The organism is Pseudomonas sp. P4_C1 (assembly GCF_056402155.1).
This window is the reverse complement of record NZ_JBFUHY010000018.1, coordinates 14,487-28,084: the sequence shown is the minus strand read 5'-3', so window position 1 is coordinate 28,084 and position 13,598 is coordinate 14,487. Positions and strand designations below refer to the sequence as shown.

Here is a 13,598-nt window from a genome sequence, read left to right as displayed (position 1 = left end):
AGCAGGAGGTTTCATGACGTTGACGGCGGTTACCGGGCATCGGGCGAAACTGGGCGAAGGCCCGTTCTGGGATGCGCCGACCCAGGCGCTGTATTGGGTGGATATCGCGGGCAAACAGGCACTGCGGTTGATCGGCGCCAATGTGCAGATCTGGCAGATGCCGGAGCATGTGTCGGCCTTCATCCCCTGTGAAAGCGGCGATGCGCTGGTGACATTGAGTAGCGGTGTGTATCGCCTTGATCTCGACTCACCCGGCCTGGAACCGCGCCTGACGTTGCTCTGTGTGGCCGATCCGCAACCGGGCAATCGCCCCAACGAAGCCCGTTGCGACGCTCAAGGCCGACTCTGGCTCGGAACCATGCAAAACAATATCGGAGAACACGGCGAAGACCTGCCCATCGTCCGTCGTTCCGGTGGACTGTTCCGCATCGATCGCGCCGGGCGGGTCGTGCCGCTGCTGCGTAACCTGGGCATTCCCAATACGCTGTTGTGGAGCGATGACGCCACCAGCGTGTATTTCGGCGACAGCCTCGACGGCACCTTGTATCGACATTTCATCCGTACCGACGGCGCCCTCGATGCGCCGCAGGTCTGGTTTGGTCCGCATAGGCGTGGCGGCCCGGACGGTTCGGCGATGGATGCCGAAGGTTTTATCTGGAATGCCCGTTGGGATGGCAGCTGCCTGCTCAGGTTGAGCCCCGACGGCAAAGTCGATCGGATCATCGAGCTGCCGGTCAGTCGTCCCACCAGCTGCGTGTTCGGCGGTACAGACCTGAAAACCCTGTACATCACCAGCGCGGCAAGTCCACTAGGCCATCCTTTGGACGGGGCTGTGTTGTCGATCCCGGTAGATGTGCCCGGGAAGTATTGCACGCGTTTTTCTGGATAAATCCCAAAATATGGGATGTAAATATATATATTGAGATTTTCCATTGGCCGGGTTTATAGTCGGCCTCACGAGTTACATGCACTCACACTTAAAAAAACAAAACAGGTGAAGTGATGCAGCGAAGTTTCCCCGTGCTCCCTTGCGGAGCCAGTGTCTCAGAGCGTTTCCGAGCTGAAACGTTTTCGCGTTCTACTGTTTCCTACTCAACGCCTTTTGACCGGACATCGACAGATGCCCGGTTTTCGTCGTGTTCTCGAACAGGAGTCTTGATCCATGGCTGAACCACTGTCATTGCCACCAGTACCCGAACCGCCCAAGGGCGAACGCCTGAAAAACAAGGTCGTATTGCTGACCGGTGCCGCCCAGGGCATTGGCGAAGCGATTGTGGCGACCTTCGCATCCCAGCAGGCCAGGTTGATCATCAGCGACATTCAGGCCGAGAAAGTCGAGAAAGTTGCGGCGCACTGGCGGGACAAAGGCGCCGATGTGGTGGCGATCAAGGCTGACGTTTCTCATCAACAGGACCTGCATGCGATGGCCAGGTTGGCAGTCGAACGACACGGCCGGATTGACGTGCTGGTCAACTGCGCCGGGGTCAACGTATTCCGTGACCCGCTGGAAATGACCGAGGAAGACTGGCGTCGCTGCTTTGCCATCGACCTCGATGGCGCCTGGTACGGTTGCAAGGCGGTGCTGCCGCAGATGATCGAGCAGGGCATCGGCAGCATCATCAACATTGCCTCCACCCATTCCTCCCACATCATTCCGGGCTGCTTTCCGTACCCGGTGGCCAAGCATGGCCTGCTCGGCCTGACCCGCGCACTGGGCATCGAATATGCGGCCAAGGGCATCCGCGTCAATGCCATCGCGCCGGGTTACATCGAAACCCAGATCAATATCGATTACTGGAACGGTTTCGCCGACCCCCACGCCGAACGCCAGCGCGCGTTTGACCTGCACCCGCCGCGTCGCATCGGTCAGCCGATCGAAGTGGCAATGACCGCCGTGTTCCTGGCCAGCGATGAAGCGCCGTTCATCAATGCTTCGTGCATCACTATCGATGGCGGGCGCTCGGTGATGTACCACGACTGAGTCATCGGGCTTTCAGGCGACTTGCTACGCCTGAAATCCAATCATCATACGATATGACTATTGGTAGTGCGGTTTTACCGCCCATTGGTTTACAAATAACGCTTTCAAAGAACGCTCAAGAACAATAACAAGGAGTCAGCTTATGAATCGTCGTCATGCTATCCGTTCCCTGTGCTGTGCCGCGTTGGCGGTCTCGGCGGTCAGCCTGAGCAGCACGCTGCTGGCGGCCGAGCAAGTGAAGATCGGTTTCCTGGTCAAGCAAGCGGAAGAACCCTGGTTCCAGACTGAATGGGCCTTTGCCGAAAAGGCCGGGAAAGAGAAGGGCTTCACCCTGATCAAGATCGCCGTGCCGGACGGTGAGAAAACCCTTTCCGCCATCGACAGCCTCGCGGCCAACGGCGCCAAAGGCTTTGTGATCTGCCCGCCTGACGTGTCCCTGGGACCTGCGATCATGGCCAAGGCCAAACTCAACGGGCTGAAAGTGATTGCCGTCGATGACCGTTTCGTCGATGCCAGCGGCAAGTTCATGGAGGATGTGCCGTACCTCGGCATGGCCGCGTTCGAAGTCGGCCAGAAGCAGGGCAACGCCATGGCCACCGAGGCGAAGAAGCGCGGCTGGGACTGGAAAGACACCTATGCGGTGATCAACACCTACAACGAACTCGACACCGGCAGGAAGCGCACCGACGGCTCGGTCAAGGCACTCGAAGACGCCGGTATGCCGAAAGACCACATCCTGTTCGCGGCCCTCAAGACCCTCGACGTGCCGGGCAGCATGGACGCCACCAACTCCGCCCTGGTGAAACTGCCGGGTGCGGCGAAGAACCTGATCATCGGCGGCATGAACGACAACACCGTGCTCGGCGGCGTGCGCGCCACCGAGAGCGCGGGTTTCGCTGCGGCCAACGTGATCGGCATCGGTATCAACGGTACCGACGCCATCGGCGAGCTGAAGAAACCCGACAGCGGCTTCTACGGCTCGATGCTGCCAAGCCCGCACATCGAGGGCTACAACACCGCGAGCATGATGTACGAGTGGGTTACCACCGGCACTGAACCGGCGAAATTCACCGCCATGGACGACGTGACGCTGATCACCCGCGACAACTTCAAGCAGGAACTGGAAAAGATCGGCCTGTGGAACTGACGGCCGTTTGATTTCAGCGGCGGCCTCGGCGACGGGGCTGCCTGACCGGTTTGAAGAGGTGGGTTATGCACGCGCAAACAAATACACAACAACACAGCGGCAGCTTGCGCTTCAACGGGATCGGCAAGACCTTTCCCGGGGTGAAGGCGCTGGACAACATCAGTTTCGTCGCCCATCCGGGGCAGGTTCATGCCTTGATGGGCGAGAACGGTGCCGGCAAGTCGACGCTGCTGAAAATCCTCGGCGGGGCCTATACGCCCAGCAGCGGTGCCTTGCAGATCGGCGAGCGGGCGATGGACTTCAAGTCCACCGCCGACAGCATCGGCAGTGGCGTCGCGGTGATCCACCAGGAGCTGCATCTGGTGCCGGAAATGACCGTGGCGGAGAACCTGTTTCTGGGGCATCTGCCGGCCAGTTTCGGCCTGATCAACCGCGGTGCCCTGCGCCAGCAGGCACTGGCCTGTCTCAAGGGCCTGGCCGATGAAATCGACCCGCAAGAGAAAGTCGGGCGCCTGTCCCTCGGCCAGCGGCAATTGGTGGAAATCGCCAAGGCGTTGTCCCGTGGCGCCCACGTGATTGCCTTCGACGAACCCACCAGCAGCCTTTCGGCGCGGGAGATCGAGCGCTTGATGGCGATCATCGGCCGGCTGCGGGACGAGGGCAAAGTGGTGCTCTACGTGTCCCATCGCATGGAAGAGGTGTTTCGCATTTGTGATGCTGTGACGGTGTTCAAGGACGGGCGATACGTGCGCACGTTCGAGGACATGGGCCAGTTGACCCACGATCAACTGGTCACCTGCATGGTCGGTCGTGACATTCAGGACATCTACGATTACCGCCCCCGTCAGCGTGGCGCGGTGGCGCTCAAGGTCGACGGTTTGCTTGGGCCGGGGTTGCGTGAGCCGGTGAGTTTCGAGGTGCACAAGGGCGAAATCCTCGGGCTGTTCGGGCTGGTCGGTGCCGGTCGCACCGAGCTGTTGCGCCTTCTCAGCGGCCTGGCGCGCAACAGCGCCGGACACCTGAAGCTTCGTGGCCATGAGCTGAAGCTGCGTTCACCCCGGGACGCGATTGCCGCCGGGATCCTGTTGTGCCCCGAGGACCGCAAGAAGGAAGGCATCCTGCCGCTGGCCAGCGTCGCCGAGAACATCAACATCAGCGCACGCGGCGCCCATGCCACCTTCGGCTGCTTGTTGCGCGGCCTGTGGGAGAAGGACAACGCCGACCAGCAGATCAAGGCGCTCAAGGTGAAAACGCCCCATGCCGGGCAGCAGATCAAGTTTCTTTCCGGCGGTAATCAGCAGAAGGCCATTCTCGGCCGCTGGCTATCGATGCCGATGAAAGTGTTGCTGCTTGACGAACCCACCCGCGGCATCGACATCGGTGCCAAGGCCGAGATCTACCAGATCATCCATAACCTGGCGGCCGAGGGGATCGCGGTGATTGTGGTGTCCAGCGACTTGATGGAAGTCATGGGCATTTCCGACCGCATCCTGGTGCTGTGCGAAGGCGCCCTGCGTGGCGAGCTGAGCCGCGAACAGGCCAACGAATCCAACCTGCTGCAACTGGCTTTGCCGCGCCAACGCGCCGACGGCGTGGCGAACTGAGAGGTGACTATGATGACAACCCAAGACAACACCCTGCCAACCACCCGCAAACCGCTGGACCTGCGGCGCTTCCTCGATGACTGGGTGATGCTGCTGGCGGCCGTCGGCATCTTTGTCGCCTGCACTTTGCTGATCGACAACTTCCTTTCACCGCTGAACATGCGTGGCCTGGGCCTGGCGATTTCCACCACCGGGATCGCGGCGTGCACCATGTTGTATTGCCTGGCGTCCGGGCATTTCGACTTGTCGGTGGGCTCGGTGATTGCCTGCGCCGGGGTGGTCGCGGCGGTGGTGATGCGCGACACCGACAGCGTGTTTCTCGGAGTCTGTGCGGCGCTGGTGATGGGGCTGATCGTCGGGCTGATCAACGGCATCGTGATTGCCAAGCTGCGGGTCAACGCGTTGATCACCACGCTGGCGACCATGCAGATCGTGCGCGGCCTGGCCTACATCTTCGCCAATGGCAAAGCGGTGGGGGTGTCCCAGGAGTCGTTCTTCGTCTTCGGTAACGGCCAGTTGTTCGGCGTGCCGGTACCGATCCTGATCACCATCGTCTGTTTCCTGTTCTTCGGCTGGCTGCTGAACTACACCACCTACGGGCGCAACACCATGGCCATCGGCGGCAACCAGGAAGCGGCGCTGCTGGCCGGTGTGAATGTCGACCGGACCAAGATCATCATCTTTGCCGTGCATGGCGTGATCGGTGCCTTGGCCGGGGTAATCCTGGCGTCGCGCATGACCTCCGGCCAACCGATGATCGGCCAGGGTTTCGAGCTGACGGTGATCTCGGCCTGCGTGTTGGGCGGGGTTTCGTTGAGTGGCGGGATCGGCATGATCCGGCACGTGATTGCCGGGGTACTGATTCTGGCGATTATCGAGAATGCGATGAACCTGAAGAACATCGATACGTTTTATCAGTATGTGATTCGGGGTTCGATTCTGCTTCTGGCCGTCGTGATTGACCGCCTGAAACAGCGCTGACACCCATTACACCTGTGGGAGCGAGCTTGCTCGCGATGGCGGAGTGTCAGCCAGCATTTATGTTGGATGTGCCGGCCTCATCGCGAGCAAGCCCGCTCCCACAGTGATTTGTGTCGTGCACAAATATTGTCAGTGCCCTAATCCCTGTGGGAGCGGGCTTGCCCGCGAAGAGGCCCTGATATTCTCCGCCTGAGTTGCTGTCCCCAAACAGCAACTATTGGCTGTCGGCGCCCTCATCACCCGAGTCACCGCTGGTGGTCGAGCCAAGTCCACCACTGTTGGGTGTTTTGCTGCCTGGCAAACTCATACCACCCTGACGTCCCGCATCTTTGCCTTGAGCCCGCGGGTCGGTGCCGGTGTAGGGCGGCAGGTTTTTGTCGATCGTCGTGCCATCGGTGTTCATGCCTGGAGCACTCTGGATCGCCGGTGCCCTGGGCTTTTCCACCGGGTTGGTCGGGCCGGTGCTCGAGCCGATGGTCCCGGCGAACGCGGCAGAAGACAGCAGGGCGGCGAGGGCGAGGGCGATCAACCTGGACAGGATCATGGTGTTGTCTCCAACGGGTAGAGTCCTTACCTGATTAGTCCGCTCTCGATCCGGATGGGTGCATTGTTAGCGACGAACGGCTCAGGCCTGTTCCAATGTCCTGACCGCTGTGGCTCTACGCCAGATCAAACGGCCCAGGGTGATCAGCCAGTTGAGCGCAGCCACCGCCAGCACCGTGAGCAACAACGTGGTCATGCCTTGTTCGACGATGATTTTTCCGGCCAGCAAAGGAAAGCCGAATACGCCGATGAAGTACGACAGGCTGAACAGCAACAAGGATTGCGCGGTGGTACCGTTCGGCGCTTCATTGGCGGCCAGGCCGTTGATCACCGAGTAGGTCAGGCCGTAACCGATCCCGAGCATCACTGCCGCGAGCACGTAGCTGAAGCTGCTGTCGACTACAAAACCGAACATCACGATCGATGCCAGCATCAGCCCCGAAAGCAGGCACGATGCACGCAATGGATCGCGCTTGACCACGAAACCGGCAACCAGCATGCGGCCGCTGATCGCCGCGCTCATGAAGCCGAGGAAGAACAGCGAATAGTCGAGCGAACGCGCCACCGCATAACTGGTTTGAAAACTCGACAGACCGCCGAACACGCAGCCTCCCAGACCGACCATGATGATCGGGAAAACGGCTCTGGACGACAGCACCTGACCTGCTGCGCGCCAGGAAATCCGCGACACGCTGGTCGATGGCATATGGGCCTGTTTCAATTGCCGGTCCAGTCGCCAGAACAGCAGTACACCGATCAGGCTGGCCAGTGCCGCCAGATAAAACGCCGCAGTCACCGGATAACCGAGGGCGCTCGCCGCGCGGCCGAGCAACGGGCCACTACCAATCCCGGTCATCATGCTGCCCGACAGCAGGGCGAAGTATTTGGCGCGCTGTGCAGGTGTCACCAGGCTTGCCACGATGATCGGACCGAGGGTGTAGAACACGCCCCAGCCCAGTCCCAGCAGCAGGCCGAAAAACAACAGCAGATGGCCAAAGCCCGGGGTCAGGGCGAAGCCCAGGCTGGCCGCTACCAGCAAAACACCGAACAGCGCCACCGATCGGGCGGCACCGAGCGAATCGGACAAATGACCGGAAACAATCACCGCCGCAAAAGTGCTGAGCATCGCCGCTGAAATCACACTGCCGGCGTCGTGCTCGTTGCCACCGCGAGAACCGATCAGCAACGACAGCAAAAACGTCGAACCGTAGGACAGCGACAACAGGTAACTGGCGAGGCAAAACAGGCCGAACAACTTGCTTGAGACAGGAGGTGTTGCGGTAGACATGGCGCGGTTCCTTGGCCGGATAAATGAGCAGCGCGGCTATCTAATCACGCAGTGCCCGAATGTTAGGTCCGAGGTTATCGATGCCAGGGTTAGTGTTGGCCGGAGTAAAGCTTCCAGACACTTTGTGGCGGATCAGCTTTTGTGGCGAGGGAGCTTGCTCCCTCGCCACAGGCAAGCCCCCTCGCCACAAGTACCGCGCCGACTTAGTATGGCGTTTTCCACTTTTGACAAGGCACGTCCATGACGATCGAAATCCGCCCGGCGACCCCCAGTGACGCACCGCAAATCCTTGCGTTCATCACTGAACTGGCCGACTACGAGCGTGCCCGCCATGAAGTCATCGCCAGTGTTGCCGACATCGAACGCAGCCTGTTCAGCGAAGGCGCCACCGCCCATGGCCTGATCTGCCTGCGCGACGGTGCACCCATCGGTTTCGCGGTGTTCTTCTTCAGCTATTCCACCTGGCTTGGCAGCAATTGCCTGTACCTCGAAGATCTCTATATCACCCCGCAACAGCGCGGCGGAGGCGCGGGCAAGACCCTGCTGCGGCATCTGGCGAAAATCGCCTGCGCCAACGACTGCGGCCGTTTCGAGTGGAGCGTGCTGGAGTGGAATACCCCGGCCATCGAATTCTACAAATCCTTGGGGGCGCAGCCGCAAGAGGAGTGGGTTCGCTATCGGATGGACGGGGCGGTGCTGCGGGATTTCGCTGCGGGTAACTGATCGCTTTTAAAAGATCGCAGCCTTCGGTCTGCGATCTTTTTTTGTATTGTCTCACAATATGGGATTGATATTTATATATTGAGATTTATCCCGGCACAGGTTTATAGTCCTGCTCACTCACTGCCAAAAACCAAAACAGGTGAAGCGATGCAGGCGCAATTGATCGCGCTCGACTGGGGGACAACCTCATTACGTGCTTACAAACTGGCTGAAGGTGGCTTGGTCCTCGAACAGCGTTCGCTGTCGTCGGGGATCATGCAGCTGCCGAAAGCGCCGCGAATCATTGGCGGCCGGGAATGCGCCGACGGCTTTGAACTGGCCTTCGATGAGGCTTGCGGCGACTGGCTCGACGCCCAGCCGGATTTGCCGGTGATTGCCTGCGGCATGGTCGGCAGCGCCCAGGGCTGGCGCGAAGCGGCCTATCGCGATACACCGGCGAACGTCGCCACTCTCGGTACTTCTCTGCAAACCGTGCGCAGCCTGCGCGGGGGCGATGTGCACATCGTGCCCGGCGTTATCGAGCGTTCGCGTTTGCCGAACGTGATGCGCGGCGAAGAAACCCAGGTGCTCGGTGTGCTGCAAAACCTGACGGGTGAGGTGGGCGCTGACCTGCTGATCGGCCTGCCGGGCAGCCATTCGAAATGGGTTGAAGTGGCCGATGGCTGCATCGTGCATTTCGATACCTTCATGACCGGCGAAGTGTTCGCCGTGCTCAGCGAGCACAGCATTCTCGGACGCACCCAACAGCGTGGTGGGTCGTTCGATGGCGATGCGTTTGATCGCGGTGTGCAGGTCGCGTTGTCGGCGGACGGTGAAACCGGTCCGCTGTCGACGATGTTCAGCGCCCGCAGTCTCGGGCTGACCGGCGAATTGAGTGCCACCGCCCAGGCGGACTACCTGTCCGGCCTGTTGATCGGCCACGAGTTGGCGGCCCTGGCCAATGTCCAGCGGCGTCGGCGCAACAGCGTGCATCTGCCGTCGATCATCCTCATCGGTACTACCCGACTCTGTGCCCGCTACAGTCGCGCGCTCGATGCCTGCGGTTTTGCCCGGGTAACCCTGGCCGAACAGGCCACCGAACGCGGATTGTGGCAACTGGCGCTCGCCGCCGGCCTGGTCACGTCCACCGCATCCCGTTAAACCTGCCTGGAGGTCTGACATGCTCAAACAAGCGCTGGCGCAAAACGGCCTGATCGCGATCCTGCGCGGCCTGTGTCCACAGGAAGCCGCCGCCATTGGCGAAGTCCTGTATGCCGCCGGATTTCGCGTCATCGAAGTGCCGCTCAATTCCCCTGAGCCGTACGAAAGTATCCGCATCCTGCGCAGTACCTTGCCCGCCGATTGCCTGATCGGCGCCGGTACGGTGTTGACGCCGGAGCAGGTCGAGCAAGTGAAAGCCGCGGGCGGCCAGGTGATCGTCATGCCCCACAGCGATCCGAAGGTCTTGCGCGCGGCGAAAGCGGCGGGGCTTTACCTGTCGCCGGGTGTCGCTACACCGACCGAAGCGTTCGCGGCACTGGCTGAAGGGGCGGATGTGCTGAAGATGTTCCCGGCCGAGCAGATGGGCCCGGCAGTCGTCAAAGCCTGGCTCGCGGTGTTGCCGGCCGGAACCATTCTTGTGCCGGTCGGCGGCATCACGCCGGACAACATGCAGGTGTTTATCGACGCGGGCGTCAAAGGCTTCGGCCTCGGCTCCGGTCTGTTCAAGCCGGGCATGACGGCAGGACAAGTGGCGGCCAATGCCAAGGCCTATGTCGCTGCGTGGAAGGCCCTTCGATAAGACTTTTTGGGCGCTGCGAGCGCTGCATCTAACAAGAGAGACAAACAGATGAAAATCACCAAACTGACCACCTTCATCGTTCCGCCACGCTGGTGCTTCCTCAAGGTCGAAACCGACGAGGGCGTCACCGGTTGGGGCGAGCCCGTGGTCGAAGGTCGCGCCCACACCGTTGCCGCTGCCGTTGAAGAATTGTCCGACTACCTGATCGGCAAAGACCCGCGCAACATCGAGGACATCTGGACTGTGCTCTATCGCGGCGGCTTCTACCGTGGCGGTGCGATCCACATGAGCGCCCTGGCCGGTATCGACCAGGCCTTGTGGGACATCAAGGGCAAGGCGCTGGGCGTGTCGGTCAGCGACCTGTTGGGCGGTCAGGTACGGGACAAGATTCGTGTGTATTCGTGGATCGGCGGCGACCGTCCGGCAGATACCGCACGGGCGGCGAAAGAAGCGGTCGAGCGTGGTTTCACCGCGGTGAAAATGAACGGTACCGAGGAACTGCAATTCCTCGACACCTTCGACAAAGTCGATCAGGCCCTGGCCAACGTCGCTGCCGTGCGCGATGCCGTCGGCCCGAACGTCGGCATAGGCGTCGACTTCCATGGCCGGGTGCACAAGCCCATGGCCAAGGTGCTGATGAAGGAGCTTGATGCGTACAAGCTGATGTTCATCGAAGAACCGGTGCTCAGCGAAAACTACGAGGCGCTCAAAGAGCTCGCGCCGCTGACCAGTACGCCGATCGCTTTGGGTGAGCGGCTGTTCTCGCGCTGGGATTTCAAGCGCGTGCTCAGCGAAGGCTACGTCGACATCATCCAGCCGGATGCGTCCCACGCCGGTGGCATCACCGAAACCCGCAAGATCGCCAACATGGCCGAAGCCTATGACGTGGCGCTGGCGCTGCATTGCCCGCTGGGCCCGATTGCCCTGGCAGCCTGCCTGCAACTGGACGCGGCTTGCTACAACGCGTTCATTCAGGAGCAGAGCCTGGGCATCCATTACAACGAAAGCAACGACCTGCTCGACTACGTCAAAGACCCACGGGTGTTCGACTACGACCAAGGCTTCGTGAAGATCCCGAACGGCCCGGGCCTGGGCATCGAGATCAACGAGGAATACGTGATCGAACGCGCCGCCATCGGGCACCGCTGGCGCAACCCGATCTGGCGCCATGCCGATGGCAGTTTTGCCGAGTGGTGAGTGATCTCTGATCCACCACAAATCCCTTGTAGGAGCGAGCCTGCTCGCGATGGTGTGTCAGTCGCCATCAATGGTGAATGACACACCGCTATCGCGAGCAGGCTCACTCCTGCAAGGGGTCTGCGTCAGCCTTTAGAACGACCTCAATAACCATAAGAAGAGGCACCCCTCATGCAACCGCAAACCCTCACCGGGCAGGCGTCGTTGGTGACGCCCAGCCGCAAGCGTTTTTTCATCATGGTGCTGTTGTTCATCACGGTGGTGATCAACTACCTGGACCGCAGTAACCTGTCGATTGCCGCCCCGGCGCTGACCAGTGACCTAGGCATCGACCCGATCCACGTCGGCCTGATCTTCTCTGCCTTCGGCTGGACCTACGCCGCCATGCAAATCCCCGGTGGCTGGCTGGTGGATCGCGTGCCGCCACGGATTCTGTACAGCGTCGCCTTGCTCCTGTGGTCGGTGGCCACAGTGATGCTCGGCTTCGCCGGCAGCTTCATCGCGCTGTTCGTGTTGCGCATGGCCGTCGGTGCCCTGGAAGCGCCGGCCTATCCGATCAACAGCCGCGTGGTCACCACCTGGTTCCCCGAGCGCGAGCGCGCCACGGCCATCGGTTTCTACACCTCCGGGCAATTCGTCGGCCTGGCCTTCCTGACGCCGGTACTGGCGTGGCTTCAGCACGAATTCGGCTGGCACATGGTGTTCGTCACCACCGGCGTGGTGGGCATTGTGTGGGCGGTGATCTGGTACGCGGTGTATCGCGAGCCGCGGGATTTCAAAGGCGCCAATGACGCAGAGATTGATCTGATCCGCGAGGGCGGCGGGTTGGTGGATATCCAGGCCGAACAGGCCAAGGTCAAAGCCAAATTCAGCTGGACCGACCTGGGCATCGTCCTGACCAAGCGCAAACTCTGGGGCATCTACCTTGGGCAGTTCTGCCTCAACTCGACGCTGTGGTTCTTCCTGACCTGGTTCCCGACCTACCTGGTGAAATACCGCGGCATGGACTTCATCAAGTCCGGTCTGTTGGCGTCGCTGCCGTTTCTCGCCGCGTTTATCGGCGTGCTGTGTTCCGGGTTCTTCTCGGACTTCTTGATCCGTCGCGGTTACACGGTGGGTTTCGCCCGCAAATTGCCAATTATCAGCGGTTTGCTGATCTCCACCTCGATCATCGGCGCCAACTTTGTCGAGTCGACGCCGCTGGTGATTGCCTTTCTGGCACTGGCGTTCTTCGGCAACGGCCTGGCTTCGATCACCTGGTCGCTGGTGTCGACGCTCGCCCCGGCGCGCCTGCTCGGGCTGACCGGCGGGGTGTTCAACTTCATCGGCAACTTGTCGGCGATTGCCACGCCTATCGTGATCGGCTTTCTCGCCACGGGTGATTCCTTTGCTCCGGCGATCACCTACATCTCGGTGCTGGCGTTGATCGGCGCACTGTCCTACATCCTGCTGGTGGGCAAGGTCGAGCGTATCAAGTTGTAGTCGTGGCACGCGGGCGACCATAATGCCGCCCGTTCACTTGCTCAACGGTAAAGGCTGGATATGCAGGAAGATGCCCCAAAAATCGCCAAGGACGCCGCGCCGACCGGCACCCAGACCCTGCTTCGCGGTCTGGGTGTGGTCCAGGCCGTGGCCAGTGGCGCCCGCGATCTCAAGGAAATCGCCCGGCTGATCGGCACCACGCGCAGCACCACCCATCGCCTGGCCAGTTGCCTGGTGGACGAGCGTTATCTGCGGGTGGTGCCGCAAGTCGGTTATCTGCTGGGGCCGAAACTGATTGAACTGGGGTTCCAGGCCCGTGAAGAGTTGCCGCTGGTGACCCTGGCCGGGCCGTATCTGGACGAGTTGTCGGCATTGACCGGCGACACCATTCACCTGGCGATTCGTGAAGGCGACGAAGTGTTGTACCTACACAAGAATCCGGGGCGCAATGGCCCGGAAATGCGTTCGCGGGTCGGTCATCGCATGCCGTTGGCGCGCACCGGGATCGGCAAGGCGCTGATGCTCGATGATTCACCGCAAGAGTGGCAGCGCCTGTACGAAGTCAGTCTGCCGGTGGGTGGGAAAAATCAATTCTGGCCGCAGCACCCGGAGCAATCCTGGGAGCAGTTTCAGCAGCGCATGGTCGAGTACGTGGCCGGCGGTTACGCCTTCGATCTGGAAGATAACGAACCGTCGATCCGTTGCGTGGCTGCGCCGGTCCGCGATGCCAGCAAACGCATCGTCGCCGGCATCAGCATCGCCAGTACCGTGCCGTACATGCCGCTGGAAAAAATGGCCGAGCTGATTCCCCTGATCAAAGGGGTCACGGCCCGGCTGTCGGCGGAGCTTGGTTTGAAGGTTTAAGCCTTGAA

The 13,598-nt window shown here is 60.9% G+C and carries 13 protein-coding genes; 11 read left to right on the top strand and 2 right to left on the bottom strand.

Features of this window, described 5'->3' with window-relative positions:
* Positions 1 to 13 precede the first annotated feature (13 nt).
* The 5 genes from AC1DU9_RS13660 to araH all read left to right on the top strand — a co-directional run bounded on the left by AC1DU9_RS13660 (position 14) and on the right by araH (position 5,713).
* Positions 14 to 889 (top strand): SMP-30/gluconolactonase/LRE family protein, encoded by an 876-nt coding sequence (locus tag AC1DU9_RS13660; RefSeq protein WP_477810312.1) that lies wholly within the window; start codon positions 14 to 16, stop codon positions 887 to 889.
* Between the two features lie 273 nt (positions 890 to 1,162).
* The gene (locus tag AC1DU9_RS13655) at positions 1,163 to 1,981 is read left to right on the top strand and encodes an SDR family oxidoreductase (RefSeq protein WP_223459572.1); all 819 of its coding nucleotides are present in this window, start codon (positions 1,163 to 1,165) and stop codon (positions 1,979 to 1,981) included.
* A 142-nt stretch (positions 1,982 to 2,123) separates the two neighbouring features.
* Positions 2,124 to 3,128 carry a substrate-binding domain-containing protein gene (locus tag AC1DU9_RS13650; protein ID WP_477810311.1) on the top strand — a complete coding sequence of 335 codons (1,005 nt, stop codon included), beginning with the start codon at positions 2,124 to 2,126 and terminating at the stop codon, positions 3,126 to 3,128.
* Between the two features lie 65 nt (positions 3,129 to 3,193).
* Entirely contained in the window at positions 3,194 to 4,732 is a 1,539-nt protein-coding gene (araG, locus tag AC1DU9_RS13645; protein WP_477810310.1) for an L-arabinose ABC transporter ATP-binding protein AraG, read from the top strand.
* Between the two features lie 12 nt (positions 4,733 to 4,744).
* Positions 4,745 to 5,713 carry an L-arabinose ABC transporter permease AraH gene (gene araH / locus AC1DU9_RS13640; protein ID WP_223459566.1) on the top strand — a complete coding sequence of 323 codons (969 nt, stop codon included), beginning with the start codon at positions 4,745 to 4,747 and terminating at the stop codon, positions 5,711 to 5,713.
* Positions 5,714 to 5,927: 214 nt separating this feature from the next.
* Here araH and AC1DU9_RS13635 read toward each other — a convergent pair whose 3' ends face one another.
* Both AC1DU9_RS13635 and AC1DU9_RS13630 read right to left on the bottom strand, forming a co-directional pair.
* Positions 5,928 to 6,257, bottom strand: coding sequence for a hypothetical protein (locus AC1DU9_RS13635; protein ID WP_477810309.1), 330 nt, complete (start codon positions 6,255 to 6,257; stop codon positions 5,928 to 5,930).
* 81 nt (positions 6,258 to 6,338) lie between these two features.
* On the bottom strand, positions 6,339 to 7,544 hold the full coding sequence (locus tag AC1DU9_RS13630) for an MFS transporter (protein WP_223459562.1): 1,206 nt from the start codon (positions 7,542 to 7,544) through the stop codon (positions 6,339 to 6,341).
* 240 nt (positions 7,545 to 7,784) lie between these two features.
* Between AC1DU9_RS13630 and AC1DU9_RS13625 the strand changes: the two genes are divergently transcribed.
* The 6 genes from AC1DU9_RS13625 to AC1DU9_RS13600 all read left to right on the top strand — a co-directional run bounded on the left by AC1DU9_RS13625 (position 7,785) and on the right by AC1DU9_RS13600 (position 13,590).
* Positions 7,785 to 8,267 carry a GNAT family N-acetyltransferase gene (locus tag AC1DU9_RS13625; RefSeq protein ID WP_057400335.1) on the top strand — a complete coding sequence of 161 codons (483 nt, stop codon included), beginning with the start codon at positions 7,785 to 7,787 and terminating at the stop codon, positions 8,265 to 8,267.
* 147 nt (positions 8,268 to 8,414) lie between these two features.
* The gene (locus AC1DU9_RS13620) at positions 8,415 to 9,407 is read left to right on the top strand and encodes a 2-dehydro-3-deoxygalactonokinase (RefSeq protein ID WP_477810308.1); all 993 of its coding nucleotides are present in this window, start codon (positions 8,415 to 8,417) and stop codon (positions 9,405 to 9,407) included.
* A gap of 19 nt (positions 9,408 to 9,426) precedes the next feature.
* Complete coding sequence (locus AC1DU9_RS13615) at positions 9,427 to 10,047, top strand: 2-dehydro-3-deoxy-6-phosphogalactonate aldolase (protein WP_477810307.1); 621 nt, start codon at positions 9,427 to 9,429, stop codon at positions 10,045 to 10,047.
* Between the two features lie 48 nt (positions 10,048 to 10,095).
* Positions 10,096 to 11,244: a galactonate dehydratase gene (dgoD, locus tag AC1DU9_RS13610; protein WP_223459556.1), complete on the top strand. Its 1,149-nt coding sequence runs from the start codon at positions 10,096 to 10,098 to the stop codon at positions 11,242 to 11,244.
* Between the two features lie 171 nt (positions 11,245 to 11,415).
* On the top strand, positions 11,416 to 12,726 hold the full coding sequence (locus AC1DU9_RS13605; RefSeq protein WP_477810306.1) for an MFS transporter: 1,311 nt from the start codon (positions 11,416 to 11,418) through the stop codon (positions 12,724 to 12,726).
* A gap of 60 nt (positions 12,727 to 12,786) precedes the next feature.
* Positions 12,787 to 13,590, top strand: coding sequence for an IclR family transcriptional regulator (locus AC1DU9_RS13600; RefSeq protein WP_223459552.1), 804 nt, complete (start codon positions 12,787 to 12,789; stop codon positions 13,588 to 13,590).
* Positions 13,591 to 13,598 lie beyond the last annotated feature (8 nt).

Excerpts from the sequence above, each read along its gene's own strand:
- AC1DU9_RS13620 (WP_477810308.1), top strand. The coding sequence starts at position 8,415 with ATGCAGGCGCAATTGATCGCGCTCGACTGGGGGACAACCTCATTACGT.
- AC1DU9_RS13625 (WP_057400335.1), top strand. The coding sequence starts at position 7,785 with ATGACGATCGAAATCCGCCCGGCGACCCCCAGTGACGCACCGCAAATC.
- AC1DU9_RS13615 (WP_477810307.1), top strand. The coding sequence starts at position 9,427 with ATGCTCAAACAAGCGCTGGCGCAAAACGGCCTGATCGCGATCCTGCGC.
- AC1DU9_RS13660 (WP_477810312.1), top strand. The coding sequence starts at position 14 with ATGACGTTGACGGCGGTTACCGGGCATCGGGCGAAACTGGGCGAAGGC.
- AC1DU9_RS13635 (WP_477810309.1), bottom strand. The coding sequence starts at position 6,257 with ATGATCCTGTCCAGGTTGATCGCCCTCGCCCTCGCCGCCCTGCTGTCT.
- dgoD (WP_223459556.1), top strand. The coding sequence starts at position 10,096 with ATGAAAATCACCAAACTGACCACCTTCATCGTTCCGCCACGCTGGTGC.
- AC1DU9_RS13655 (WP_223459572.1), top strand. The coding sequence starts at position 1,163 with ATGGCTGAACCACTGTCATTGCCACCAGTACCCGAACCGCCCAAGGGC.
- AC1DU9_RS13630 (WP_223459562.1), bottom strand. The coding sequence starts at position 7,544 with ATGTCTACCGCAACACCTCCTGTCTCAAGCAAGTTGTTCGGCCTGTTT.
- AC1DU9_RS13605 (WP_477810306.1), top strand. The coding sequence starts at position 11,416 with ATGCAACCGCAAACCCTCACCGGGCAGGCGTCGTTGGTGACGCCCAGC.
- araG (WP_477810310.1), top strand. The coding sequence starts at position 3,194 with ATGCACGCGCAAACAAATACACAACAACACAGCGGCAGCTTGCGCTTC.
- AC1DU9_RS13600 (WP_223459552.1), top strand. The coding sequence starts at position 12,787 with ATGCAGGAAGATGCCCCAAAAATCGCCAAGGACGCCGCGCCGACCGGC.
- araH (WP_223459566.1), top strand. The coding sequence starts at position 4,745 with ATGACAACCCAAGACAACACCCTGCCAACCACCCGCAAACCGCTGGAC.
- AC1DU9_RS13650 (WP_477810311.1), top strand. The coding sequence starts at position 2,124 with ATGAATCGTCGTCATGCTATCCGTTCCCTGTGCTGTGCCGCGTTGGCG.